This is a genomic window from Brevibacillus sp. FSL L8-0520 (genome assembly GCF_037963895.1).
Taxonomy (GTDB): Bacteria; Bacillota; Bacilli; order Brevibacillales; family Brevibacillaceae; genus Brevibacillus; species Brevibacillus borstelensis.
On the sequence record NZ_CP150171.1, the window covers coordinates 752,281 to 776,047 of the forward strand.

Genomic DNA, 23,767 nt, shown 5'->3' on the forward strand with positions numbered 1-23,767 from the left:
AACCGCTCGTGAGGTATGCATAGCGAAGCGGCCCTGGTCCGAACGCCAGCGTCAGGCGTTTACAAGCATGCTTCGTAGATGGAGATTACATCCTGCTCGGACAGAGGGCGGGAGCTTGGGAGATAGCCGGCTCCTCTGCCGCCAATGACGATCGACTCGCGGGCGAGCTCCTCCAGAGCATGTTTGTCGACGCCGAAGTCGGACAGACGCTGTGTGATGCCCATCGCCTCATACCAACGTTGTACGGCCTTGATCGCTGCCCGCGCTGCTGCCAGCTCATCCGTTTCGGATACGCCGAAGCATTCCCGTCCCATTCGCGCCAGCCGTTCCGGACGGTCTTGCAGAATGATCTGCTCAAAATAAGGCAGCGACAGGATCGCCAGCCCGCGTCCATGAGCCATGTCGTAATGGCCGCTCAGGGGATGCTCGATCTGGTGGAGCGGCATGCCTGCCCCGCGTCCGCCGATGGCAAAGGGGCTGATCCCAAGGGTGCTGGCCCATAGCAGCGTCGCACGGGCCTCTTCGTGATCCGGCTGGCGAATCGCTGTCAGCGAGTGCTCGACGACGAGACGGATGAGCGACTCGGTGATTCCATCCTGCACATGTGTGCCCGGAGCGCTAATCAAATACGATTCAAACATGTGCGAAAAAATATCGGCGCACGCTTCAGCCGTCACATGCGCGGGTACGGTGTACGTCAAGGCGGGGTCCAGGATCGCTACCCGCGGGTACAGGGCAGGCCCGTTGATCGACGATTTTTCATGTGTGTCCCAGTGCGTCAGTACGCTGATGTTGTTGGCTTCGGAGCCGGTCGCCGCGACTGTCGGGATCGCCATGAGCGGCAAGGCCTCCTGTACAGGGACCAGATCCTTTGCGGTTCCGCTCGGATTTCCGCGCATGTAATCGTAAATCGGGCGGCCGGATAAAGCGGCAGCCGCGATCGCCTTCGACGCGTCCATCACCGAACCTCCGCCGAGGGCAATGATAAAATCACAACCGTGCTCGCGGGCAAGGGAAGCTCCTTGATCGACGGTCGAAGTACGGGGATTCGGTTCGATTTTGTCAAAGAGCACATGGGAAACGTGCTGTTCGTTCAAGAAGGCCTGCACTCTGTCCAGCAAGCCTGTTCGCTTTGCGGAGCTTCCGCCGGTGACGAGCAGCGCCTTTTGCCCGAGACTCTTTGCTTCCTGTCCAACCTTTGCGATTTCCCCGGTTCCAAACAATATGCGAGTCGGAAACGACAATTCAAACGGCAACATGACAAATCCCATCCTTTCACGCATTCTTTCTATTAGATAGTGTATCACAAAAAGGGAGCGGGCTTGGAGAACGATGGCACTCAATCATTATGAGGGCGATTATGAGTCGGCTCTTTCTCACACGTGAAAGGCAGCAGAGTTGTCGCCGGACGATCCGGAGCTTCTGGAATATCTCCTGCTGTTTCACGAGCTGCCGGGACAATACATCAGTGGCGAGGAAGCCATAGAAATTCGGAAAAAATTCTGGAGCATGATTCTGGTAACGGTACAGCTTTGGATATCGTGGGACGCAATCGAAACAGATAGGTCGCCAGACTTATCGCAGGGGCTCATTTCAATTCGGAATAAATTAATAGAAGGGGAGATGAAAAAAATGAACAGCTTCAAAGGCTTCCTGCTAGTGGCTTTGATCCTGGCAGGAATCAGCGGATGCGGGGATGCCTCTGAGACGAAGGAAGAAAACAGTGCAGTCGTTGAGAATCCAGTCGGGAAAGAGGCAAAAAATATAATGATCGGAGAGGATACTTTTCCCTTGCATGATTTGAAAGGTGTACAAAATTTCAAAGACCAATTCACATTTGCGTTTGATCCAACGGTTCATCCAGAGATTGCATACTACAAAAGCGGCGAGACAGTTACCATTGATTTTGGCGGTACAGAATTCGATCATATAGCGATTTTGGACGTTCTCCTCGATTCAGAGGGGAAACAATTATATACGGATAAAGAGATCAAGGAGGTGCCCTATACCCATGAAGACAATCACTATCAATTCAAATTAGAGAAGCACTTCGCTTCTGCGCTGGATTCGAATCCTAAGAAGAGTAAAACAGTTTACAGAGGTTTTCGAATCAATGCCTATAAGGATGATCAAGAACACCCATTTGGATTTGTAATCAAAACAGATTCATACTAAACCATTGAAAAGCCCCGTTTCATCCGAAAGGGGCTTTTTGAATCTGACGCGGGAAATTCCCCGCGTTTTTTCTGTTTGCTAAAAAAGCGCATGATCCCCCTGGCCCGCAGAGTCGGTCTGAACGGAGCGCTCAGGCACATACCGCCCGTAATCGGGAAGCGCTATGCTGTCAAAGTCGCGCACCAACCGCGCCAGTCCTTCTGCCAGCTCTTCACCCGAGACGGGCAGACCGTGACCCGTGATGGCTATCGACGGACGCAGCGCTTCCAGCTTTGCCACTGACTCCCGGGCGGCCTCCCAGTCAGTCGTAAAGTACCGGGGCGGGCCGGTAATCTCGGTCATTTGCGTCAGCACTTTATAGAGAGAATCCTGTCTCACTGTGACAAAAGCATCCCCGGCGATCAGCACCCGGTCCTGCTCCCGAAACAAAGAGACATGGCCGGGGGAGTGGCCGGGCGTATGAATCCAGCGCCACCCCGGCATAAACGGAACGGTTCCGTCTGCCGGCAAGGTCTGCAACCGGCTGCCCAGATCGATGCCTCCGTTCGGGAACAGCGGCGACAGCTTCGCGACCAGACCTCCTTCTACGCCCGGATCCGGTTCGGGATAATCGGAGGTGCCATCTAGATAAGGCTTTTCCAGCTCGTGGGCATATACAGGGACATCCCACCGATCGGCCAGATCGATCACCGCGCCGACGTGGTCAAAATGGCCGTGGGTCAGGACGATTGCCTTTGGTCGCGCTCCCGAGCCAAAGCGTTTTTCAGCCGCAGCCGCAATGTCGGGAGCCGACTTGGGCATCCCGGCATCGACGAGCACCCACTGCCCGGACTGAGGTTCTCCGACAAAGCAGAGGTTTACGACCTGTATGCAAAGGGCAAACACGTCAGAGGCGATCTTCTGGCCGATGCCGCTTGCCGCCGAAGTAACCGGAATATAGGTATCCCGCAATGATATTCCCTCCCGATCTGTCCATTTTCCCTCTTACTGTTTGCAGTTGGAAGCGAAATTATCATGACGCAACCCGAAACTTGTCGCTCAGCTCATGCAGGCGGCCAGACAGGGCCAACAGTTCGCTTGCCAGTCTGCGCGACTTTTCGATCGAGGCCAGCTGCTCCCTGGACGTGTGCAGCATCTCTTCCGTACTTGTCCTGGTCTCCTGGGAGACAGCGACGAACGTTTCGAGTGTAGCATCGACTTCATCCAAATCATCTGAGATACCGGACAAGCCTTTGCTTGCAGCCTCCAGTTGTACGGCGGTCCGGTCGATCGTCTGCCTGAGCAGAAGAAAGGCTTTCTCCGCTTCGTGCAGCTTTTCCATGCTTTGCTGCAATTGTCCGGCAGCCTCTGTCGTTTCCGCAGAAACGGAGTGCGCTTCACCCCGGATGCTTTGCATCATGTGGGAGATTTCGACCGCTGCTGTTTCCGACTCCCCGGCCAGCTTGGCTACTTCGTCCGCGACGACGGCGAAGCCCCGGCCGTATTGACCTGCCCTTGCCGCTTCGATCGTGGCGTTCAGCGCCAGCAGCTTTGTCTGCTTGGAAATGTTTTGGATCAGCCCGACGACGGCTCCAATCGATTCAGACTGCTCCCGAAGGGCGGACATCCGGTTGTAAAGCTGCTCGTATCTCCCGGAAAAGCGGCGGATCATGGAGGTTAGATCGTCGATCCTTTCCTGGCCGTTGAGCGCCACTTGCTCCATCTCTTTTCCTGATGCAAGGACAGAGGCGATCTCCTTAAACAGTTCATCCATGTCCGTCTTCATCCGTTGAAAAGAGGCGGTGGCAGATTCTGTGGAGCTGGCCGTTTCCTCGACGCCCTTGTTCACCGTATCGAGGCGCAGGGCCAACAGCGAAGAGCGCTCTCCGGCCTCCTCGGCAGCGAGCCGAATTTCATGACCGTCTCTGTTTAATTCGACAATCATCCGCTTGATCTCGGTCACGATATCCGCCATCTGTTCGACCATGTGATTGAAGCTGTCTGCGATGGAGCGGATTTCCGGCCCTTCATGGCTGAGGTCGGTCCGTTGGGTCAGATCTCCGGAGCTAACCCGGCGCATGTTGGCAATCAGAGTCTGAAAGGGTGCCGTGATGCCGCGAACAATGAACCAGCAAAGAATCAAGGAAAGGATCAGGCAAACTGCGATGGTAAACAAGATAAATGTCCCTGTTTGGTCCAGGGGAGCGAGGTACTGCTTTTGCGGAACGGCAATGATGTAGATGAAATTTTCTTCGGGCGAGTGACTGAAAGCCAGTGTATGTACGGCCCCGCCTGCATTTATATGGGTAACGCCAAAGCGCTGGGCCTGTATTTGCGCGGCGAGCTCCCCGGGAAAGTCAATCGCCCTTTTCGTAATGTTTTCAATCGGTTCGAAAAGGCCGTCACGGACCACAAACTGCTGGATGTCCAATCCTTTTTGGGCCAGACCGGCCTGCTGCTGTCGCAGCTCGTACTGCAGCCGTTTTTTGTATGTTTTGTCGTCGGAGGCAAACGTGAACTTCATCAGCGCGATTTTTTCCGTAATCTTTTCGGTTTCAGAGTCCAGTCTTGCTTCCATCTGGGAGATAATCATCTGTTTGGCTTGGGAATAAAACGCGCCGCCGATGATGATGGAGGAAAAAAGCAGCAGGCACAGCAGCGGAACGGTGATCTTTGTCTGTAGCCGTATGTTCCTGTGCAGGCGGGCGAATGGAGCTGCGAGAGGCGTAAAAACGGATTGTCTCTTGATCATGTTTGTCCCCCTGAAAAATTGCGTAGTCAGATAGTCCCGTTTCCATTGTAGTGAAGGAATGTAAAGCTGGTGTGGATGTAATGTAAACGAATATTAAGAGAGAAAATGATGTTTTTATACAATAATTCCCGAACGTTTGTCGAAGGTATATTTGTTAATTTCCGTTGATAATGGCGTATAATTATGTTTAAATGAAATTGAATCGTTCGTGAATTGGTTTGATCAAACCCATATCATCGGGGGAAGGTGGCTCCGGAAGTGGAAAAACGAGAACAACTTTACGAAGGCAAGGCAAAGCGTATCTATCGTACGTCTTTGGACAATCAGTATTGGGTGGAGTACAAGGATGACGCCACTGCTTTTAACGGAGAAAAGAAAGCGACCATCACCGGCAAGGGAGAACTGAACAACCGGATTACCGCAATCTTTTTCACGATGTTGAAACAGCGCGGCATCGACAATCACTTCATACGCCTGTTGTCGCCCACGGAGCAGCTGGTACGGCAGGTGGAGATCATTCCGCTGGAAGTTGTCGTGCGCAACATCGCCGCCGGTTCTCTGGCCAAGCGCCTGGGCATGAAGGAAGGCACTGTGCTTCCTCAGCCGGTCGTCGAGTTTTACTACAAGGACGACGCGCTCGGAGATCCGCTCGTCAATCCTTCTCACATCAAGGTGATGGGTATCGCCAGCGAAGAAGATTTGGCTGCACTGGAGCGTTTGGGATTGATGGTCAACGACGTATTGCAGCCGTATTTGCGGGAGAGGGGCATCCTTCTCGTCGATTTTAAATTGGAGTTTGGTCGTACACCGGAAGGAGAGATTCTCCTCGCCGATGAAATATCGCCGGACACGTGCCGGTTCTGGGATGCCGAGACGGGAGAAAAGCTGGACAAGGACCGTTTTCGCCGCGATCTCGGCAAAGTAGAGGAAGCGTATCAGGAAATGCTCAAACGATTGGGAGGAGAGGCACATGTATAAAGCTGTCGTCTACGTTACATTGCGTCAAAGCGTATTGGACCCGCAAGGCCACGCAGTAAAAGGAGCGCTGCATTCGCTTGGATTCGACGAGGTAAAGGACGTGCGCATCGGAAGGTATCTGGAAGTGGAGCTGGATACTTCCGACCTGAGCAAAGCGGAGGAACGGGTTTCCGAAATGTGCGAGAAGCTGCTTGCCAACACTGTCATCGAAGACTATCGCTTCGAGATTGTGGAGGGCTGAGCGATGCGTGTAGCCGTTATCGTATTTCCCGGTTCCAATGCTGACGTGGATTTGTACAATGCAGTGGAAGACGTGATGGGAGTGCCGGTCGACTACGTATGGCACGCAGAAAACGACTTGTCCCGCTACGATGTCATTTTGCTGCCGGGCGGCTTTTCCTACGGCGATTATCTGCGCTGCGGCGCCGTCGCCCGTTTTTCCCCGGTGATGGAGCAGGTCATCAAGGCGGCCGAGCAAGGCAAGCTGGTCATGGGCATCTGCAACGGCTTCCAGATTCTCACCGAAGCAGGGCTTCTGCCGGGAGCGCTGCTGAGAAACCGTTCGCTCAAATTCCGCTGCAAGCTGTCCGCGCTCCGCGTCGAGAACAATGACACCGCCTTTACCCGCGATTACGCGGCGGGTGAAGTCATCCAGATCCCGATCGCACACGGCGAGGGCAACTACTACTGTGACGAAGAAACACTGGAAAAACTGAAAGCCAACAATCAGATCGTGTTCCGCTATCACGGGGAAAACCCGAATGGCTCACTGGAGGATATCGCCGGCATCTGCAACGAAAAAGGCAACGTGCTGGGCATGATGCCCCATCCGGAGCGCGCTGTTCACGAATGGATGAGTTCTGCCGACGGACGGCGCATGTTTACCTCGATTCTACAGACATGGAGGGAACGAAACAGTGTCCAAGCTCACTCATAAAGAACCGACTGCCGAGCAAATTGCCGAAGAAAAGCTTTATCGCGAAATCGGTCTCACAGACGAAGAATACAAGAGCGTTGTCAACATTCTGGGACGCCAGCCCAACTGGACGGAAACAGGGCTCTACAGCGTGATGTGGTCGGAGCACTGCTCGTATAAAAACTCCCGCCCTGTCCTGCGCCGCTTCCCGACGACCGGCCCGCGCGTCCTGCAAGGACCGGGTGAAGGCGCCGGCATCGTCGACATCGGCGACAATCAGGCTGTCGTTTTCAAGATCGAAAGCCACAACCACCCTTCTGCCATCGAACCGTACCAGGGAGCGGCAACAGGCGTAGGCGGCATCATCCGCGATGTGTTCTCGATGGGAGCGCGTCCGGTCGCTTTGCTCAATTCGCTGCGCTTCGGGGAACTGACAACCCCGCGCGTCAAATACTTGTTTGAAAACGTAGTCGCCGGGATTGCCGGCTACGGCAACTGCATCGGGATTCCGACTGTAGGCGGCGAAGTCAACTTCGACCCTACGTATGAAGGAAACCCGCTCGTCAACGCAATGTGCGTCGGTCTGATCGACCACGACAAGATTCAAAAAGGGGTGGCCAGCGGGATCGGCAACCCGGTCATTTACGTGGGAGCGAGCACCGGCCGTGACGGCATTCACGGGGCTACCTTCGCTTCCGAGGAATTGAATGAAGAATCGGAGAAAAAGCGCCCCGCTGTGCAGGTAGGCGATCCGTTCATGGAAAAGCTGCTGCTCGAGGCATGCCTGGAGCTGATCGACACCGGAATCGTCGTCGGCATTCAGGATATGGGGGCGGCCGGCCTGACCTGCTCCAGCGCGGAGATGGCTTCCAAGGCGGGCAATGGAATCGAGATGAACCTCGATCTGGTGCCGCAGCGGGAGGCGGGCATGTCCGCGTATGAAATGATGCTGTCCGAATCCCAGGAGCGCATGCTCGTCGTCGTGGAAAAGGGCAAAGAAGCAGAGGCAATCGCTCTCTTTGACAAATGGGGATTGGCTTCTGCCGTCGTAGGAAAAGTGACGGATGACGGCCTGCTCAGACTGCTCCATCACGGCGAGGTGGTCGCAGAGGTGCCGGTGAAAACGCTGGCGGATGACGCTCCTGTGTACCATCGCCCTTCCAGGGTTCCCGCCTATTACGAGGCGAATGCCAAGGTGGACCCGGTGGCGGCGATCAGCGAGCCGAAGGATTTGAATGAAACGCTCAAGGCTTTGCTGGCCCAGCCGACGGTCGCGAGCAAAGCATGGGTTTATGAACAATACGATCACATCGTCCGGGCAGGCACAGCCGTCAAGCCAGGCTCCGACGCCGCTGTCGTGATGGTGCGCGGTACCCGCAAGGCGCTGGCGATGAGCACGGATTGCAACGGACGCTACGTGTATCTGGACCCGCAGGTGGGCGGTGCCATCGCCGTGGCGGAAGCGGCGCGCAACGTCGTTTGCTCTGGTGCCGAGCCGCTCGCGGTCACAGACTGCCTGAACTTCGGCAGCCCGGAAAAGCCGGAAGTGTTCTGGCAATTTGAAAAAGCCGTTGACGGCATGAGCGAAGCGTGCCTGGCGCTGAATTCGCCTGTCATCGGAGGAAACGTCTCCTTCTACAACGAGCGGAGCGGCGATGCGATCTACCCGACCCCGACGATCGGGATGGTGGGCCTGATCACGGATGTGGATCATATCACCACGCAGCATTTCAAGGCTGAGGGAGATGTCGTCATCCTGCTCGGCGAAATCTTTGCCGAGCTGGGCGGAAGCGAGTATCAAAAATATGCGACTGGCGCGATTTCCGGCCGTCCGCCTCAGCTGGACTTGAAAAAAGAGGCGGCTGTGCAGAAGCTGGTGCTGGACGCCATCCGCAACGGGCTGGTCAAATCGGCACACGACTTGTCGGAAGGCGGCCTCGGCGTGGCTCTTGCGGAAGCGTGCTTTGGCGAAAACATCGGCGCGACAGTTTCCCTGTCCTCTGATCTGAGAGCGGATGTGCTGTTGTTCAGCGAATCGCAGTCCCGCATCCTGATCAGTGTCGCCACGGAAAAGGCCGATGAGGTGCTGGCTCTGGCCGGCGAAATGGGCGTGCCTGCGCAGGCAATCGGACAGACTGGCGGAGAGCAACTGGTGGTGAACATCAACGGGGTCGAAGCTGTACACGCACCGCTGACAGCTTTGAAGGCCGCATGGAAGGATGCGATTCCATGTTTGATCGGGTAATCTGGGACAAACTGAACGAAGAATGCGGCGTTTTTGGCATCTACAACCACAAGGAAGCGTCCCCGCTGACGTATCTGGGGCTGCACGCCCTGCAGCATCGCGGTCAGGAGAGCGCAGGCATCTGCGCCTCCGATGGCGAGCGCTGGTACAAACACCGGGGGATGGGGCTGGTGGCGGAGGCGTTTGCCGGTGTGGATCTGCAAACCTTTCGCGGCAACATTGCCATCGGTCATACACGCTACACCACTGCGGGTTCGAGCAAGATCGAGAACGCGCAGCCGCTCTTTTTCCGCTACGCTCACGGCAGCATGGCTGTGGCTCACAACGGCAACCTGGTCAACGCTTCGGTTCTCAGAAAGGAGCTGGAGGCAAAAGGCTCGATCTTTCAGACGACCAGCGACACTGAGGTGATCGCGCACTTGATCGCCCGTTCCAAAAGCAGCGATTTGACCGAGGCTGTCCGCGAGGCGCTGCAGCATATCAAGGGAGCCTACGCACTTCTCGTCATGAATGAAAAACAGCTAATCATCGCGCTCGATCCCAACGGCCTGCGTCCGCTTTCGCTGGGGCGTCTCGGCGATGCGATTTGCGTGGCGTCGGAGACGTGCGCGTTTGACATCATCGGCGCAGAGTACTGGCGGGACGTTCAGCCGGGCGAATTGATCGTGGTCGACGAGGACGGCGTCCGCGAGTCCACATTTGCCGAAAACACCAAACGCTCGATCTGCACATTTGAATATATTTACTTTGCCCGTCCGGACAGCGACATCGACAGCATCAACGTCCACATGGCCCGCAAGCGTCTGGGGAAACAGCTCGCTCTCGAAGCGCCTGTGGAAGCCGACGTCGTGACCGGCGTTCCCGATTCGAGCATTTCTGCCGCAATCGGTTTCGCGGAGGCGACGGGAATTCCTTACGAGCTGGGCTTGATCAAAAACCGCTATGTGGGACGCACCTTTATCCAGCCGACCCAGGAGCTGCGCGAGCGCGGCGTGTACATGAAGCTGTCAGCCGTTCGCAAGGTGGTCGAAGGCAAGCGGGTGGTCATGATTGACGATTCGATTGTCCGCGGGACGACGAGCAGCAGGATCGTGCAAATGCTCCGCGACGCGGGGGCAAAGGAAGTCCACGTCCGCATCAGTTCGCCGCCGGTCATGAACTCCTGCTTTTACGGCATCGACACCTCGACGCGCGACGAGCTGATCGCTTCGTCCAAATCGGTGGAAGAAATCCGCCAATTCATTGGCGCCGATTCGCTCAGCTTTTTGACAATCGAAGGCATGATCGACGCGATCGGCCGCGAGGATGGCTCTCCCAACCGCGGTCACTGTCTGGCATGTTTCAACGGAGACTACCCGACAGAAGTGGAATACGAAGCGGCGCTGCCTGCAGATAAGTGCTGACAGGCAAGCTGCGTGTTTTTGCAAAGCGAACAACCAACCTCTACCGATGGAGGAGAAACCATGAGTGATGCATACAAGCAAGCGGGAGTAGATATAGAGGCGGGCAATCAGGCGGTCGAGCGCATGAAAAAGCACGTCAAACGGACATTCCGGCCGGAGGTGCTCACTGATCTGGGCGGGTTCGGCGCTCTGTTTCGTCTCGATACGACCAAATACAAAAAGCCGGTGCTCGTCTCGGGAACGGATGGAGTCGGCACCAAGCTGAAGCTGGCTTTTGCCATGGACAAACACGACACGATCGGGATCGACGCGGTGGCCATGTGCGTCAACGACGTAGTGGTGCAAGGAGCGGAACCGCTCTTTTTCCTCGACTATCTGGCGTGCGACAAGGTCGTTCCGGAGAAAATCGAAGCCATCGTCAAGGGGATTGCCGACGGCTGCGCCCAGGCAGGCTGCTCCCTGATCGGCGGCGAAACGGCGGAAATGCCAGGCATGTACGCGGAAGGCGAGTACGACATCGCCGGGTTTACGGTAGGCGTGGCTGACGAAGACAAGCTGATTACCGGCGCTTCGGTGAAGCCGGGCGACGTGCTGATCGGGCTGGCCGCAAGCGGAGTCCACAGCAACGGCTTTTCGCTTGTCCGCAAGGTTCTGCTGGCTGACCGCGGCCTTTCTCTGAGCGACCATATGGACGTCCTCGGCAAAACATTGGGCGAGGAGCTCTTGACTCCTACACGCATCTACGTAAAACAGATGTTGTCGCTGCTGGATGCGGTCGAGGTGAAAGCGATGGCCCACATCACCGGCGGCGGCTTTACGGAAAACATTCCGCGCGTATTGCCGGAAGGGACGCAGGCGGTCATCGACGTCGGGACGTGGCCGGTGCTGCCGATCTTTTCCCTGGTGCAGGAATCCGGGAATATTTCCTGGAGCGACATGTACCGCACTTTCAATATGGGGATCGGCATGATCGCGGTCGTCAAGCCGGAGGATGCCGAGCGGGCGATGGAGACGCTGAAGCAGTCGGGCGAGCAGCCGTACCGGATCGGCCATATCGCTGCCGGGGAACGAAAGGTCGTATACAACGGGGTGGCGTGGTGAAGCGGATAGCCGTCTTTGCATCTGGCAGCGGCTCCAATTTTGAAGCGGTCGTGCAAGCGGCAAAAAGCGGCCGTCTGGCGGGAGCCGAGATTGCCCTGCTCGTATGCGACAAACCGGGCGCCGGCGTTTTGGAACGGGCTGCTCGGCTTGGCGTAGATGCGTTTGTGTTCGATCCGAAAGCATATCCGGACAAGGCCACTTTCGAGCGGGAAATCGTCGCCGAGCTGCAGAAGAGAGAAGTAGAGCTTGTCGTATTGGCCGGATATATGAGGCTGGTCGGAGATACGCTGCTTCAGGCATACGAGGGGCGCATGATCAACCTTCACCCGTCGCTGCTCCCCGCGTTTCCGGGCAAGGATGCCGTCGGCCAGGCACTCTCCTACGGGGTAAAGATAACGGGGGTAACGGTGCATATGGTCGATGCCGGACTGGATACCGGTCCGATCATCGCGCAGACACCTGTAGAGGTGCTGGAGGATGACACAGCCGAGAGCCTGAGCGCCCGGATTCATCAGGTGGAGCATGGATTGCTCGTTGACGTCATCGACAAATTGCTCACAGGCCGGGTAAAAGTGGAAGGGCGTCATGTACGACAAGGAACGAAATAGTGTTTCACTGTACAGTACAATCTGAATAAAATGGGTGTCCCACAAGTCAGATCTGACAATGGGCACCCATTTTTGCGTTGCAGAAGGGGGAAGATGAAAGGGCAGGCTCTTATTCTATCACCATTTGCCACGGGCCCTTCAAGAGGTAGCGCGGTTCCCCGATGGAAAAGGTCAGCTCCTCCATGCCAGGCTGCACCTCCAGCTCCAAGTATTCGATCGCTCCCGTATCTTCGGCTGCTTTCCACATATAGGACATCCGGTCGGCGTTCTGTGTATAGACCTTGAAGCTTTGCAGCGTCTTCGCCAGACCGGAATCAAAGCGGACATTTACGTGCACGCGGACAGTCTCGGAATCGACTCGCTCCACTTTTGTAAAATCGACAGGAAAGCCTGCCAGGAGCACTGTTTGATCAATATTTGCCGATCCTTCCTGTAAAGGAACAGGCACTGTTACCTGCTGTTGCGGTGCATGTTTATCGGCGACGCGAATATACGGGATCGACAAGCGGTAACGCTCTAAATCCTGCGGTGACCCTGTGAAGAAAAACTCGTTCTGATTGGCAAAAATTGAATCTTTTTGGATCTCGAGGTTGCCGCCTCGTTCATTTGTCAGCTTCAGCCTTGTCTCCTCGCTTTTATTGAGCGGATCTATGCCGAAGGAGTCTAGTTCAAGACCGTCAGGCAGGATGGACAGCAGGTTTACCCTGATCCGTTTCTGCGCCATCGGGGTCGTCACTGCCGTAATCGTGACGCCGTTTTTTGCTGCGGTCGGGCCAAGACCGTCTAGATTGCCAGCCTGCTTGGCCAACACAAGCGGCAAGGGACCGATAACAGCCACTGGCAGCTCTACGAATACGGCCTCATGACCGGAAAACGGAATGGCTCCCCGATACGTATATGATGCCTTCCACCCATTGCTTGAGCTGGTGAACGTGCCGTGCTTAAATTCATAGCGCTCCTTATCGGATTGGCCCGTAGACAGGGTGATCTTGTCGGGGGCATGTCCGCCTGTTCCCCTCAGCCTGATCGAGGCTTCCTGCTCCCCGATCATGATGCCGTCCACCTTCCATTCAGAACCGCGCGCTTCTGCCGAGACAGGCTTCTCCAGCACATAGACGGGATGCCCGTTCCCTTCGCTTACTGTGCCAAATCCCGGGAGGAACTGCAGTATCTTTTTGAGTTCTGCCCGTACCTCTTCAGATAAACCGATAGCGGCTCCCAGCAAAACAAGCAGGATGGCTGCAGCGAAAGCCCTTTTATGATAGCGTCTTCGGGGCGTTGCGGGCTTCTTTTGGACAGAGTCGGAGCTTTGGGCATGCGGATGAATGCCCAGCTCATGCCATGTTCTCGTTTTGATCCGGTCCAACGCAGCGTTGTCCAGAGGAAGAGCCGCATGGGAAGGGGGTTCATGCAAATCGTAAAAGTCCGGGAAATCGAGGAAGTTCGGGGATTCTCGGAAGTCCGGGGATTCTCGGAAGTCCGGGGATTCTCGGAAGTCCGGGAAATCACGGAAGTCCTTGAAGTCACGCCAGTCTTCTTCGCTTATTTGATCAATCAGGTCAAATACGGCTTGTTCATCTCTTCCCTTCATACGTATCCTCCTGTTCCAAAAGGTGCATCTGCTGCCTGAGGGCTTGCCGGGAGCGAAACAGCCGATTCTCGACCGCCTTTTTGGTCAACCCCGTCTCAGCCGCGATGTTCTCCAAAGTCTCGTAGTAAAAATACCGTTTGATAAAAATGCGTCTGTCCGGTTCGGGAAAGGAGCGAATCAGAGCGACAATTTGTGCGGAACGCTCGCGGGAGAGGACAACGGTCTCCAGGTCTGTACGGGAAGTCGGTTCTGCAGCCAATGGCGCTCCATTGCCCCGCTCCTGAAGCTTGCGGCGATAATCCAGCGCTTTGTATTTGGCGAGAATCAGCAGCCACGTTTTCCATGTTCCCCGGCTTTCATCGAATTCGGCAATTTTTTTCCACGCGGTGATAAAAGCGTCGCTTACACACTCTTCGATGTCTTCCCGGCTCCCGATGCCGCCGATGATCCGGTACACGAGGGTGTAGACGTTTTTTCCGTATACGTTCATTGCGTATTCCAAAGCAATCGGATTGCGGTTCTTTAGTTCGCTTGCAAGGTTCTCTTCGCTGATGTTCATTTCGATCCACGCCGGGCCCCTTTCAACGTTCGTTTCATCTATGTATCAATGACTACGTTTCGATTTTGGCAAAACACTCAGACACTCTTCAAAAAACTTTTCGCGATCTCGCTCAAAAGAGCAAACAAGAAGAAGCGGAATGTTCAGTCTTTCCGGTATAATCAAACAAAGTACCTGGAAGGAGAGGAATAACATGGATAAGGTCATACATAAAAGCGTAAAGCTATCTTGCGGCCCTGCGCAAGCCTTTCAATTCTTTACCGGGAGCGAGCATCTGGCCAGCTGGCTGACCAATGCGGCGGAGGTGGAGCCTGTGGCGGGAGGCAAATACGAGCTGTTCTGGGCACCGGACGATCGCGAAAACGACAGCACTATCGGCTGCAAGGTGCTGGCCATCGAGGAGAACAAACTGCTGGTCTTTGAATGGAAGGGGACAAGGCAGTTTGCCTCACTGATGAACGAAGCGCGTCCGCTCACCCATGTCGTCGTATCCTTCATTCCGGACGGAGAAGGAACCAACGTGCAGCTTGTGCATAACGGATGGGGCAGCACAGAAGAATGGGACGCTGCACGCGGCTGGTTTGAGCAGGCATGGAACATGGCGTTGGCCGGGCTTGAAAAGTACGCGAGTGCGCAGCCGGTCGCAAAGTGCTGTGAATAAAAAACGGCGATCCTCTCAGAACGGTTGGACCTATAAGCTGTCCCCCAAAAAAACCGAGCGTATAGACGCTCGTCAACAAAAACTTTTCGCATGCCCCGACATACAGTAAAGGGAAGGTGGAAATAAGGAGGGGCCAAATGAACGGGGACTTCGTAGCCGATCTGTTGGGGAAGCTGAGTAAACGAACGGGTCGGGAGTGGACGCTGACCGACATTATGAAGCTTGCGGAGAAACTCCCTAAAAACGGGAACGGAAATATTGAATCCGTCTTGAGTGAGCTGTCGGATATGGGACTTGATCTTTCGGACGAAACGAAAGACAAAGTCAGGCAGCAGGTAAAAGACGGCAAATCTCTTTCCGCGGATACAATCGGGGAGCTGATGACGACCAGTCAGAAGAAGGAATCGGGAGAAAAGAAAAAATCGTCCCCGAAGGGCAGCGGAAAAGTGAAAAACCTCTCTTTGGCGGAACGGATCAAAAAGATGCAAAGCCGCAAAAAGAAGCGGACATGACAGGATAAACGCTGTATCGATAACGAGAACAAAAAAGATACGCAGCCGACTGTGCCCCGGCACCGAAGGCTGCGTTTTGTTTTGTCCGAACAATCTTGATAAAAACGTACAATTATGTTTTAATGTATATGTAATGTTCGTGTTTTTACAACCTTTTTGAAAAAAGTCAGGAGGTTCTATTCGTGAGTGTGAAAAAAGCACTGATCAGCGTTTCGGACAAAACTGGGTTGGTACCTTTTGCGCGCCGCTTGGCTGCCGCTGGGGTCGAGATCATTTCTACCGGCGGGACAGCTTCTCTGCTCAAGGAAGCGGGCATCCCCGTCATTGGCATTTCAGATGTGACCGGTTTTCCAGAAATCATGGACGGACGCGTCAAGACGCTGCACCCGAATATTCATGGAGGTCTCTTGGCTGTTCGCGACAACGAGTCGCATCTTCAGCAGATGAAAGAACTGAACATCGACACGATTGATCTGGTCGTAGTCAATTTGTATCCATTTAAAGAAACGATTGCGAAACCCGGCGTTACTTATGCCGACGCAATTGAAAATATTGATATCGGCGGTCCGACGATGCTTCGCTCTGCCGCCAAAAACCACCAATTCGTCACAGTGGTTGTGGACGCAGCGGATTACGAGAAAGTGGCCGGAGAAATTGAAGCAGCGGGCGATACTACATTGGAAACACGCCGTCTATTGGCTGCCAAGGTATTCGGGCATACGGCCGCGTATGATGCCCTGATCGCGCGCTACCTAAACAATCAGGTGGGAGAAGCATTTCCGGAAAGCCTGACCGTGACGTATGAAAAGGTACAGGATTTGCGCTACGGCGAAAATCCGCATCAGCGTGCAGCTTTCTATCAGGAACCGCTTGCGGGGCTGACTTCTGTCGCTGGCGCTGAGCAATTACATGGAAAAGAGCTTTCCTACAATAATATTAATGATGCGGATGCGGCTCTCGCTATCGTCCGTGAATTTACAGAGCCGGCAGTCGTCGCGATCAAGCACTCCAATCCGTGCGGTGTCGGCATTGGCGGCGATGTCCGCGAGGCGTATCAAAAAGCGTTTGAAGCCGACCCGGTTTCGATTTTCGGCGGGATCGTCGCTGCCAACCGGCCGATCGATAAAGAGACGGCCCTGTTGATGAAAGAAACCTTTTTGGAAATTATCCTCGCTCCCGATTTTACCGAGGAGGCATTGAATGTCCTGACTGAAAAGAAAAACCTGCGCCTCTTGCGCCTGCCGGATCTGGCGCCTGTCCAAAAAGATGCCGCAGCTGTTCTCCGGGTAGCGCCGGTAGCGGGCGGAGCGCTGGTTCAGGATTACGATCTCAAGCAGCTCGCCGATGAGGAGATTCGCGTCGCTACCGACAGAGAGCCTACAGCCGAGGAGCTGGCGCAGTTGAAATTCGCCTGGAAGGTGGTCAAGCACGTCAAATCCAACGCGATCGTACTGGCCGCAGATAACATGACCATCGGGGTAGGAGCCGGTCAAATGAATCGTGTCGGTTCTGCCAAGATTGCCATCGAGCAGGCTGGTGAAAAAGCCCGCGGTTCCGTAATGGCTTCCGATGCTTTTTTCCCGATGCCCGATACCGTCGAGGCAGCGGCAAAAGCGGGAATTACGGCGATTATCCAACCAGGCGGCTCTGTACGGGACCAAGAATCGATTGATGCCTGCAACCGTTTTGGGATTGCCATGGTCTTTACTGGTGTGCGACACTTTAAGCATTAGAAGAGAGAGAATACAGGAGGGAATACGATGAACGTACTGGTAATCGGCAGCGGCGGCCGTGAACACGCCATTGTCTGGAAGCTGGCGCAAAGCTCCAAGGTGAAAAAGATTTTCTGTGCCCCCGGCAATGGAGGAACAGCCCTGCTGGCGAAGAACGTGCCGATTCCCGTTCATGATTTTGCCGCACTGGCACAGTTTGCCAAGGACGAAGGCATCGATTTGACGATTGTAGGCCCGGAGGACCCGCTGCTGGGAGGCATTGTCGACTTTTTCCTGGAGCGCAGCCTGCCGATCTACGGACCGACTGCCCAAGCTGCGAAAATCGAGGGAAGCAAATCGTTTGCCAAATATCTGATGAAGCGTTACAACATACCGACAGCGAAGTATGAATCCTTTATCGACTATGAGTCTGCACTTGCTTATGTGCGTGAGCAGGGAGCGCCGATTGTGGTAAAAGCGGATGGACTTGCCGCAGGCAAAGGGGTCGTGGTGGCGGAGACGCTGGAAAAAGCGGAGCGGGCGTTGTACAGCATCATGGAAGAGAACGCATTCGGCCAGGCAGGAGCCCGTGTGGTCATCGAAGAGTGCATGCGCGGAGAAGAACTGTCCCTCCTCTCCTTTGTCGATGGAGAGACGGTCAAGCCGATGATCACCTCCCAGGACCACAAGCGGGTGTTTGACAACGATCAAGGACCGAATACCGGGGGAATGGGCACCTATGCGCCGGTACCGCACATGTCAGCCGAGCTGGTAGATGAAATCGTGGCAAAAATCGTCCAGCCGATGGCATCCGGCATGGTGCGGGACGGCATTCCGTTTCGCGGCGTGCTGTACACCGGTTTGATGATCACCTCGGAGGGGCCGAAGGTTGTGGAATTCAACGCCCGCTTCGGCGATCCGGAGACGCAGGTCATTCTGCCGCTCCTCAAGACCGATCTGGTGGATATTTGCACGGCGACGGTCAACGGCGAACTGGCTTCCCTGGATGTTGAGTGGAAGCAGGAGAGTGCGGTTTGCGTCGTCATGGCTGCTCCCGGCTACCCCGGTGAGTACCCGAAGGGCTCGCTCATCACCGGACTGGAGCAGCAAGCAGAAGGCGTAGCCGTCTTTCATGCCGGCACCAAGCAAACGCCAGAGGGCACAGTCACGAGCGGCGGCCGCGTACTCGGCGTGACCAGCATCGGCAAAGACCTGGAGGAAGCGAGAGCGTCTGCCTACGAGGCGGTACGTTCCATCTCCTTCGAAGGCGCCCACTACCGCACCGACATCGCTGCCAAGGCGCTGGGAAACCGGTAAGGTAAGGGGGTACGAGAAGCGAGAACGGGTCTGTTCGAATGGGCTTGACCTGCTTCCAAAAAGCTTGTGCAAAAGCAAACAAGCCTCCAATCCCGAGAAGCGGATTGAAGGCTTGTCTTGTTTTGTGATAGTCCGGCAAAAGCCAAAAGCCGTAGAGATGAAAATGGAGAAAACGCGAAAGGTCTTTGGGACACAACCCAGGCGGAATGGAAAAAGGGGAACACGCTTTCCCGACCCAACCAACGCTATTAAACCCCAATCTCCTCCCGGGAAGCCGCTGCCTTTGCCCGTCTCTCCAAAAGCTGAGACAGTAAATAAACGACGAGAAACAGCACCATGCACCCTGCAGACAGGCGGTACATCACTCCATAGCTGGATGCCGAAGCGACGGCTCCCAGCAGCATGGCCCCCAGCGCAATTCCCAAATCAATCGAATTGAGAAAAAGCCCGTTGGCCATCCCGCGCTTTGCCGGAGAGACCTGCTTGATCATCCAGGCCTGAATCGACGGCTGAATAATTCCGTAGCCGAGACCGTAAAATAAGGCGGCTGTCAGCAGCGTCGGGACAGAGGATGCTTGGGAGACCAGCACAAGCCCGATCACGGTCAGCAGGGCTCCGGGAGGAAGAACGGCCCAGTGCCCCTTTTTGTCAAATATTTTCCCTGAGACAGGCCGGATCAATACCATGGCAAAGGCGTTGCAAAGAAAAAACCAGCCGACGTTGTCGATATGAACCTCTTTTCCGAACAGCGCCAAAAAGCTGATCAGGCCTCCGTACGTGATGGAGAGCAAAAGATTTAAAAAGGCTGGAAGCCAAATGCCCCGGCCGGAAGCTCCACTGGTACCGCTGCCGGTTGGAAATGGCTGCTTGCTGATCTGTTGCTTGCTACTCGGAATCTGTGGCGTGCCGGTTTGATTCGCCTGCCCCTCTTTGTTTTCACGCATGGCATGGACCGGTGCCGCCGGCTGTATGATCCGCAGCATAGGGATGATGGCGATTACGAGCACAACAGCCGAAGCGGAAAGGGCGACAAACCCGAATTGTCCCAATATCCAAAGTCCGATCACGGGAGCAATCGACATCGCCAGACTGGACGAGAGGCCAAAGTACCCCATGCCTTCCCCCATCCGTTTGGGCGGGATGACATTGGACGCAAGAGTAGGAAAGGTCGTGCTCGTCATCCCGAATCCGACGCCGAATACAATGCGCATGACCAGCAGAAAGGCGATTGTCCCTGCCCAAACGTAACCGGCTGTCGCAAGAATAACGATAGACAGTCCGAGCAGCAAAATCGTTTTGCTGTTTTTCGGTTGCAAGACCTTGCCTGTAAAAATCCGGGCGACCACAGCCGCAAAGGCAAACAGGCTAATCACCAGGCTCACCGTGAAATCACTCGCGCCGAATTGTTCCTTTACATACGCCGGGAATGATGGCGTCATCATTTGCAAATTCAAAAACAACAGCAGGTTGCAAAGCGTCAGGAGGACAAACTTGCCCGTCCATAGCTTTTCATTTGTCTCTGGTTTCTCTTCCACCTATTCCACTCCTACTCCATGATGACTTGGTTGACATTGTTTTGAATGGTCAAAAGAGTGTCCTTCAACAGCTCAAGCCGTTCCGGGTCTATGCCTGCAAGCATTTCATCAATCGCTTGTTTCTCCAGAGGTATAGCCTGCTCGACAAACGATTTTCCTTTTTCGGTCAGATAGATTAAAAAAGCGCGCCGATCAGCAGGACTCACCTTTTTCTCGATCAATTCCTTCCGCAAAAGAACATCGAGTATCCGGGCAGTCGTCGGTTGATCCTTGGCTGTGCGGATGGCGATCTCCTTCTGGTTGATGCCGTCCTGCTCGCACAGCCTGAGCAACACAGCCAGCTGTTCCGGTGTAATATCCAGCTCCTTGAGGCGGATGGTGACAAGATGGCTCACCCGCCGATAAGTGATACCGAGAAGAAATCCGATTGATTGATAGTGAGGCGTAGAAACCATGAGGGACAGCTCCTATCCAAAATGATTGTCATAACAATTATATGTATAACATATTTTCTTGTAAACCAAAATTAACAAAAGGAGATACGCCTGTTATTGGCGGTATCTCCCTTTGTTTTTGCGCGTGTTGTAAAAAAAGTATCCCATCGCCGCCACGCAGGCTATGATGATGGCGATGACAAACACATTGTGGGAAAACCATTCGTACAGGGGAGGGCCGACAATCGTCATAAAGCAGTCCTCCTCTTATGAATAGGTAGGGTACAGATGCTCGTCCCGACTGTACCGTTCCGAAGGTTTTTTCTCCAGATCGCTGTCTTCGTCTTCCATGAACTGATCGGCTGTCGGATAGGTGACGTGTTCTCGCAGGGCTGCTTCCAGTTGTTTATCCTCCTGGGACAGCTCCCTTGTGGCAGTGGCTGCCCCTTTCTCAGGCGACATCCCGGCTGCCATCGCTTGAGACATCTCGGAGGTCATGGCCGCATTCTCGCCTTGCTTGCCGCCTCCCTTTGACCCCGTCATTTGCCGCATGGCTGCGCGGACGCCGGCTTCGGTCATTTTTCCGACAATCTTGTTCATTCCCTTTTTGGTCACCGTATCGGTATTCATCGCATACAGCATCGGACAAAATCGGGTCGCACCCTCCGCTACCTTCATGGCCGACATGGTCATGAGCAGCCAGGGGGTACGATAGGGGCGACGGCTCATTTTGCCGACCCCGTATGCAAGTCCAACAAGTCCGGCAGTGATGCGAATCATGGCATCTACAGTTCCGACGTTCCTTCGCATGTGGATTCCTCCTGTCCAACTTGTATCTACCGGTTAGTGTGTGCGGGTCTTGGGAAAACAGCCAAGGAAAATGTTTCTAAGATGGCGAAGCTTTAAGGTAACAAGAAGGGCATCAGAAGAAATGACTGAAATCGTTTTTAAAGGGAAACAGGAGGGATATTCATGCGAGTTCGTTCGATAGATGAGGCTGCTCATCGAAAGCTTCTGCGGGTGGCAAGAAGGGAAGAGCCGGCAGATATGTGGATCAGGGGAGCAAAAGTATTGCATGTCTATACAAAGGAATGGCGGGAGGTCCACATAGCCGTTTCCGGCGAGAGGATTGCGTATGTCGGGGAAAAAGAGCCGGTGACTTGCGAGGGGACGACGATTGTGGAGGCCGATGGCAAGTACGCTGTTCCCGGATACATTGAACCTCATGCGCATCCCTTTCAATGGTACAATCCGTTCACGATGGCGGATTTTGCTTTGGCGCGCGGGACGACGACGTTGATATCGGACTCTTTGATGCTTATGACGCTGCCTTTTGCGCAAGTGGCTGACATCATGGAAAAACTGGCGGAGCATCCCGTAAAGCAATTTTTCTGGGCAAGGCTTGATCCCCAGATGAGACGCACAATGGCATCGCCGCCGTTCGACCGGGAAGGCATTGGCCGGATGCTGGAGCACCCCCGTGTCATTCAGGGCGGAGAATTGACCGACTGGCAAGGCGTATTGGCCGAGGATGAAACCTTGCTGTACGGCATCAAGCGAGCACTGGATGTGGGCAAGCGAATGGAGGGGCATCACCCCGGCGCCTCTGTGCAAACGCTGAATGCGGCAGCGGCTCTGGGCATTACTGCCTGCCATGAAAGCATTACGGCCGAGGATGTGCTGGAGCGGCTGCGAGTGGGGATGTACGCGACCCTCCGCCATTCATCGATTCGCCCCGACCTGCCGACTTTGGTGCAAGGGTTGCTGGAAGCAGGGATTCCCTGGTCATCCCGGATGATGCTGACCTCAGACGGCAGCACGCCGCCGATGTACCGTCATGGCTTGATGGATTATACGATCCGCGTGGCGATTGAAGCAGGCATGCCGCCAGTCGAAGCGTATGTGATGGCCTCGCTCAATCCGGCCGTCTACTACGGGATCGACAGCGAAGTGGGCGGCATAGCTCCCGGACGGCTGGCCGATATTCTGCTTCTGACGCAACCCGGGGAGCCGACGCCGGAAGCGGTCATCGCAAACGGACAGCTCTCGGGGAAAGATGGAAAGCTGCTCGTCCCGACGGTCCAGCCAGTATGGACAGACTACGATTTTCCGTCCGTCTCCCGGGAAATGAAGGAAATGCAGGTGAAAACAGAATGGTTCCGCATGAAGGACAAAGGAGTGCCGGTCCCTGTCATTTGCATGCTGAACGCAGTCATCACCAAAATGGAGCAAGCGAGCTTACCCGTGGATACGCAGGGATATGTTTCGCTGGAAAACGACCCGGAGCTCGCGCTGCTCTGTCTGATTAACCCTGTGCAAAAACGTTTGACCCGGGCAGTCGTCAGGGGATATGGCAGGGATCTAAAGGGGCTGGCCAGCACCTATACGGCATCGAGCGATTGGCTGGTGATAGGACGTTGTGCCCAGTCTATGGCGCAGGCGCTGCAGAGGGTCATGGAAATGGACGGCGGGGTAGCCATGTACGAAAAAGGAAAGGCAGTCTTGGAATGCCCGCTTCCGCTGGGAGGCAAGTTCTCCCCCGCACCGATGGAGGAAGTGATTGACATGGCTGAGAGGTTTACGGGATTGATCCGGGAAAAAGGCCACGAGCATCTGGACCCGCTCTATTCCCTGCTGTTCTTTACGGCTACTCATCTGCCGTATGTGCGGATAACAGCAGAAGGAATCGTGGAGGTAAAGTCGGGGAAGATCCTCGTTCCTTCTGAGTTCTTGTAATGGAAAATACTTACATTCTTTAATGTGACATAGCATTGATATATTCTTTCCTCGCTTGCTTTTTACGATTATGTATTGGAATTATATGTAGCGTAAAAAAATAATTTTTTCTCTTGTAAATTTTCTAATTTCTTTTAAAATGAAAAAGAATCAAGCTGCGTCAATGATATAGGCTGATTGATCCGGTGTTTACATAGGTTCAAACTGGCAGATCAGACAGCTTGATTGATGATGAAGAAAACATAAAGAGAAATAAAAGGGGGATTCAATTGGCATGAAGGGAGATACCGGTAATTCCAGGTAGCGAGCTTACTGAATCTTTTGATATGATAGTGGTAGCTGATTTTTCAGTCAAATCACACTATTTTGCGGATAGAAGCAGGCCATTCGTAATAGGCGAAAAGAAAGGCGACTGTTGCGCAAATGGACAAGATTCGCTTTCGGACTGTATTGGTTCATAGGGCGCGAGGAAACAGCATCATAGACGCATCTGACGAGCCTCATTCAGCAAAAGGGGCGGCACATTCCGTGCGGTCCCTCTTTATTGGCGTTG

General features: G+C 54.6%; 22 protein-coding genes. 13 read left to right on the forward strand and 9 right to left on the reverse strand.

The annotated features are described in order from the left end of the window. Window positions 1-59: 59 nt before the first annotated feature. Complete coding sequence (locus NSQ24_RS04095; RefSeq protein WP_003389466.1) at window positions 60-1,259, reverse strand: iron-containing alcohol dehydrogenase; 1,200 nt, start codon at window positions 1,257-1,259, stop codon at window positions 60-62. A 373-nt stretch (window positions 1,260-1,632) separates the two neighbouring features. Here NSQ24_RS04095 and NSQ24_RS04100 point away from each other — a divergent pair, with 373 nt between their 5' ends. Beyond that, window positions 1,633-2,175, forward strand: a complete 543-nt coding sequence (locus tag NSQ24_RS04100) for a hypothetical protein (protein WP_311067808.1) — start codon at window positions 1,633-1,635, stop codon at window positions 2,173-2,175. 78 nt (window positions 2,176-2,253) lie between these two features. Here the strand turns inward: NSQ24_RS04100 and NSQ24_RS04105 are convergent, their stop codons facing one another. Beyond that, on the reverse strand, window positions 2,254-3,126 hold the full coding sequence (locus tag NSQ24_RS04105) for an MBL fold metallo-hydrolase (protein WP_227277838.1): 873 nt from the start codon (window positions 3,124-3,126) through the stop codon (window positions 2,254-2,256). 61 nt (window positions 3,127-3,187) lie between these two features. Further along, window positions 3,188-4,906, reverse strand: a complete 1,719-nt coding sequence (locus tag NSQ24_RS04110) for a methyl-accepting chemotaxis protein (protein ID WP_251237514.1) — start codon at window positions 4,904-4,906, stop codon at window positions 3,188-3,190. 258 nt (window positions 4,907-5,164) lie between these two features. Here NSQ24_RS04110 and purC point away from each other — a divergent pair, with 258 nt between their 5' ends. Genes purC through purN form a run of 7 tightly spaced genes read left to right on the forward strand, consistent with a single transcriptional unit; the run spans window position 5,165 to window position 12,157 of the window. Continuing rightward, window positions 5,165-5,884 (forward strand): phosphoribosylaminoimidazolesuccinocarboxamide synthase, encoded by a 720-nt coding sequence (purC, locus tag NSQ24_RS04115; RefSeq protein WP_031932028.1) that lies wholly within the window; start codon window positions 5,165-5,167, stop codon window positions 5,882-5,884. Then, window positions 5,877-6,125 (forward strand): phosphoribosylformylglycinamidine synthase subunit PurS, encoded by a 249-nt coding sequence (gene purS / locus NSQ24_RS04120; RefSeq protein ID WP_003389459.1) that lies wholly within the window; start codon window positions 5,877-5,879, stop codon window positions 6,123-6,125. Before purC ends, purS begins: the two co-directional genes overlap by 8 nt. A 3-nt stretch (window positions 6,126-6,128) precedes the next feature. After that, window positions 6,129-6,821 carry a phosphoribosylformylglycinamidine synthase subunit PurQ gene (gene purQ / locus NSQ24_RS04125; protein ID WP_003389458.1) on the forward strand — a complete coding sequence of 231 codons (693 nt, stop codon included), beginning with the start codon at window positions 6,129-6,131 and terminating at the stop codon, window positions 6,819-6,821. Then, the gene (gene purL / locus NSQ24_RS04130; protein WP_339167292.1) at window positions 6,802-9,045 is read left to right on the forward strand and encodes a phosphoribosylformylglycinamidine synthase subunit PurL; all 2,244 of its coding nucleotides are present in this window, start codon (window positions 6,802-6,804) and stop codon (window positions 9,043-9,045) included. The genes purQ and purL overlap by 20 nt, the downstream gene beginning before the upstream one ends. Next, a complete protein-coding gene (gene purF / locus NSQ24_RS04135; RefSeq protein ID WP_024983536.1) occupies window positions 9,030-10,448 on the forward strand; it encodes an amidophosphoribosyltransferase in 1,419 nt (472 codons plus the stop codon). Before purL ends, purF begins: the two co-directional genes overlap by 16 nt. Before the next feature lie 60 nt (window positions 10,449-10,508). Then, complete coding sequence (gene purM / locus NSQ24_RS04140) at window positions 10,509-11,549, forward strand: phosphoribosylformylglycinamidine cyclo-ligase (RefSeq protein WP_024983537.1); 1,041 nt, start codon at window positions 10,509-10,511, stop codon at window positions 11,547-11,549. Then, entirely contained in the window at window positions 11,543-12,157 is a 615-nt protein-coding gene (gene purN, locus NSQ24_RS04145) for a phosphoribosylglycinamide formyltransferase (protein ID WP_035989871.1), read from the forward strand. The genes purM and purN overlap by 7 nt, the downstream gene beginning before the upstream one ends. Before the next feature lie 109 nt (window positions 12,158-12,266). Here the strand turns inward: purN and NSQ24_RS04150 are convergent, their stop codons facing one another. Then, entirely contained in the window at window positions 12,267-13,748 is a 1,482-nt protein-coding gene (locus tag NSQ24_RS04150) for a hypothetical protein (RefSeq protein ID WP_279041687.1), read from the reverse strand. Then, window positions 13,732-14,307 carry a sigma-70 family RNA polymerase sigma factor gene (locus NSQ24_RS04155; protein ID WP_003389450.1) on the reverse strand — a complete coding sequence of 192 codons (576 nt, stop codon included), beginning with the start codon at window positions 14,305-14,307 and terminating at the stop codon, window positions 13,732-13,734. The genes NSQ24_RS04150 and NSQ24_RS04155 overlap by 17 nt, the downstream gene beginning before the upstream one ends. Before the next feature lie 193 nt (window positions 14,308-14,500). Here NSQ24_RS04155 and NSQ24_RS04160 point away from each other — a divergent pair, with 193 nt between their 5' ends. From NSQ24_RS04160 to purD, 4 genes are all read left to right on the forward strand, one after another. Beyond that, a complete protein-coding gene (locus NSQ24_RS04160) occupies window positions 14,501-14,968 on the forward strand; it encodes an SRPBCC domain-containing protein (RefSeq protein WP_003389449.1) in 468 nt (155 codons plus the stop codon). A 137-nt stretch (window positions 14,969-15,105) separates the two neighbouring features. Beyond that, the gene (locus NSQ24_RS04165) at window positions 15,106-15,480 is read left to right on the forward strand and encodes a hypothetical protein (RefSeq protein WP_024983539.1); all 375 of its coding nucleotides are present in this window, start codon (window positions 15,106-15,108) and stop codon (window positions 15,478-15,480) included. 182 nt (window positions 15,481-15,662) lie between these two features. Then, window positions 15,663-17,213: a bifunctional phosphoribosylaminoimidazolecarboxamide formyltransferase/IMP cyclohydrolase gene (purH, locus tag NSQ24_RS04170; protein ID WP_327956015.1), complete on the forward strand. Its 1,551-nt coding sequence runs from the start codon at window positions 15,663-15,665 to the stop codon at window positions 17,211-17,213. A gap of 27 nt (window positions 17,214-17,240) precedes the next feature. Further along, entirely contained in the window at window positions 17,241-18,509 is a 1,269-nt protein-coding gene (purD, locus tag NSQ24_RS04175) for a phosphoribosylamine--glycine ligase (protein WP_339167295.1), read from the forward strand. A gap of 248 nt (window positions 18,510-18,757) precedes the next feature. Here purD and NSQ24_RS04180 read toward each other — a convergent pair whose 3' ends face one another. From NSQ24_RS04180 to NSQ24_RS04195, 4 genes are all read right to left on the reverse strand, one after another. Beyond that, entirely contained in the window at window positions 18,758-20,044 is a 1,287-nt protein-coding gene (locus NSQ24_RS04180; protein ID WP_339167296.1) for an MFS transporter, read from the reverse strand. 11 nt (window positions 20,045-20,055) lie between these two features. Beyond that, complete coding sequence (locus NSQ24_RS04185; protein WP_003389443.1) at window positions 20,056-20,499, reverse strand: MarR family transcriptional regulator; 444 nt, start codon at window positions 20,497-20,499, stop codon at window positions 20,056-20,058. A gap of 93 nt (window positions 20,500-20,592) precedes the next feature. Beyond that, window positions 20,593-20,730 (reverse strand): EYxxD motif small membrane protein, encoded by a 138-nt coding sequence (locus tag NSQ24_RS04190; RefSeq protein ID WP_003389442.1) that lies wholly within the window; start codon window positions 20,728-20,730, stop codon window positions 20,593-20,595. Window positions 20,731-20,745: 15 nt separating this feature from the next. Next, complete coding sequence (locus NSQ24_RS04195) at window positions 20,746-21,288, reverse strand: DUF2892 domain-containing protein (protein WP_081924285.1); 543 nt, start codon at window positions 21,286-21,288, stop codon at window positions 20,746-20,748. Between the two features lie 162 nt (window positions 21,289-21,450). On the opposite strand from NSQ24_RS04195, the gene NSQ24_RS04200 reads away from it, so the two are divergent. Next, window positions 21,451-23,214: an adenine deaminase C-terminal domain-containing protein gene (locus NSQ24_RS04200; protein WP_243014216.1), complete on the forward strand. Its 1,764-nt coding sequence runs from the start codon at window positions 21,451-21,453 to the stop codon at window positions 23,212-23,214. The last annotated feature ends 553 nt before the right edge of the window (window positions 23,215-23,767 follow it).

Coding starts and splice junctions, on each gene's coding strand:
- NSQ24_RS04165 (WP_024983539.1), top strand. CDS start 15,106: ATGAACGGGGACTTCGTAGCCGATCTGTTGGGGAAGCTGAGTAAACGA.
- purQ (WP_003389458.1), top strand. CDS start 6,129: ATGCGTGTAGCCGTTATCGTATTTCCCGGTTCCAATGCTGACGTGGAT.
- NSQ24_RS04160 (WP_003389449.1), top strand. CDS start 14,501: ATGGATAAGGTCATACATAAAAGCGTAAAGCTATCTTGCGGCCCTGCG.
- purS (WP_003389459.1), top strand. CDS start 5,877: ATGTATAAAGCTGTCGTCTACGTTACATTGCGTCAAAGCGTATTGGAC.
- NSQ24_RS04100 (WP_311067808.1), top strand. CDS start 1,633: ATGAACAGCTTCAAAGGCTTCCTGCTAGTGGCTTTGATCCTGGCAGGA.
- NSQ24_RS04150 (WP_279041687.1), bottom strand. CDS start 13,748: ATGAAGGGAAGAGATGAACAAGCCGTATTTGACCTGATTGATCAAATA.
- NSQ24_RS04195 (WP_081924285.1), bottom strand. CDS start 21,288: ATGCGAAGGAACGTCGGAACTGTAGATGCCATGATTCGCATCACTGCC.
- NSQ24_RS04110 (WP_251237514.1), bottom strand. CDS start 4,906: ATGATCAAGAGACAATCCGTTTTTACGCCTCTCGCAGCTCCATTCGCC.
- purF (WP_024983536.1), top strand. CDS start 9,030: ATGTTTGATCGGGTAATCTGGGACAAACTGAACGAAGAATGCGGCGTT.
- NSQ24_RS04155 (WP_003389450.1), bottom strand. CDS start 14,307: ATGAACATCAGCGAAGAGAACCTTGCAAGCGAACTAAAGAACCGCAAT.
- purD (WP_339167295.1), top strand. CDS start 17,241: ATGAACGTACTGGTAATCGGCAGCGGCGGCCGTGAACACGCCATTGTC.
- NSQ24_RS04095 (WP_003389466.1), bottom strand. CDS start 1,259: ATGTTGCCGTTTGAATTGTCGTTTCCGACTCGCATATTGTTTGGAACC.
- NSQ24_RS04190 (WP_003389442.1), bottom strand. CDS start 20,730: ATGACGATTGTCGGCCCTCCCCTGTACGAATGGTTTTCCCACAATGTG.
- NSQ24_RS04185 (WP_003389443.1), bottom strand. CDS start 20,499: ATGGTTTCTACGCCTCACTATCAATCAATCGGATTTCTTCTCGGTATC.
- purM (WP_024983537.1), top strand. CDS start 10,509: ATGAGTGATGCATACAAGCAAGCGGGAGTAGATATAGAGGCGGGCAAT.
- NSQ24_RS04200 (WP_243014216.1), top strand. CDS start 21,451: ATGCGAGTTCGTTCGATAGATGAGGCTGCTCATCGAAAGCTTCTGCGG.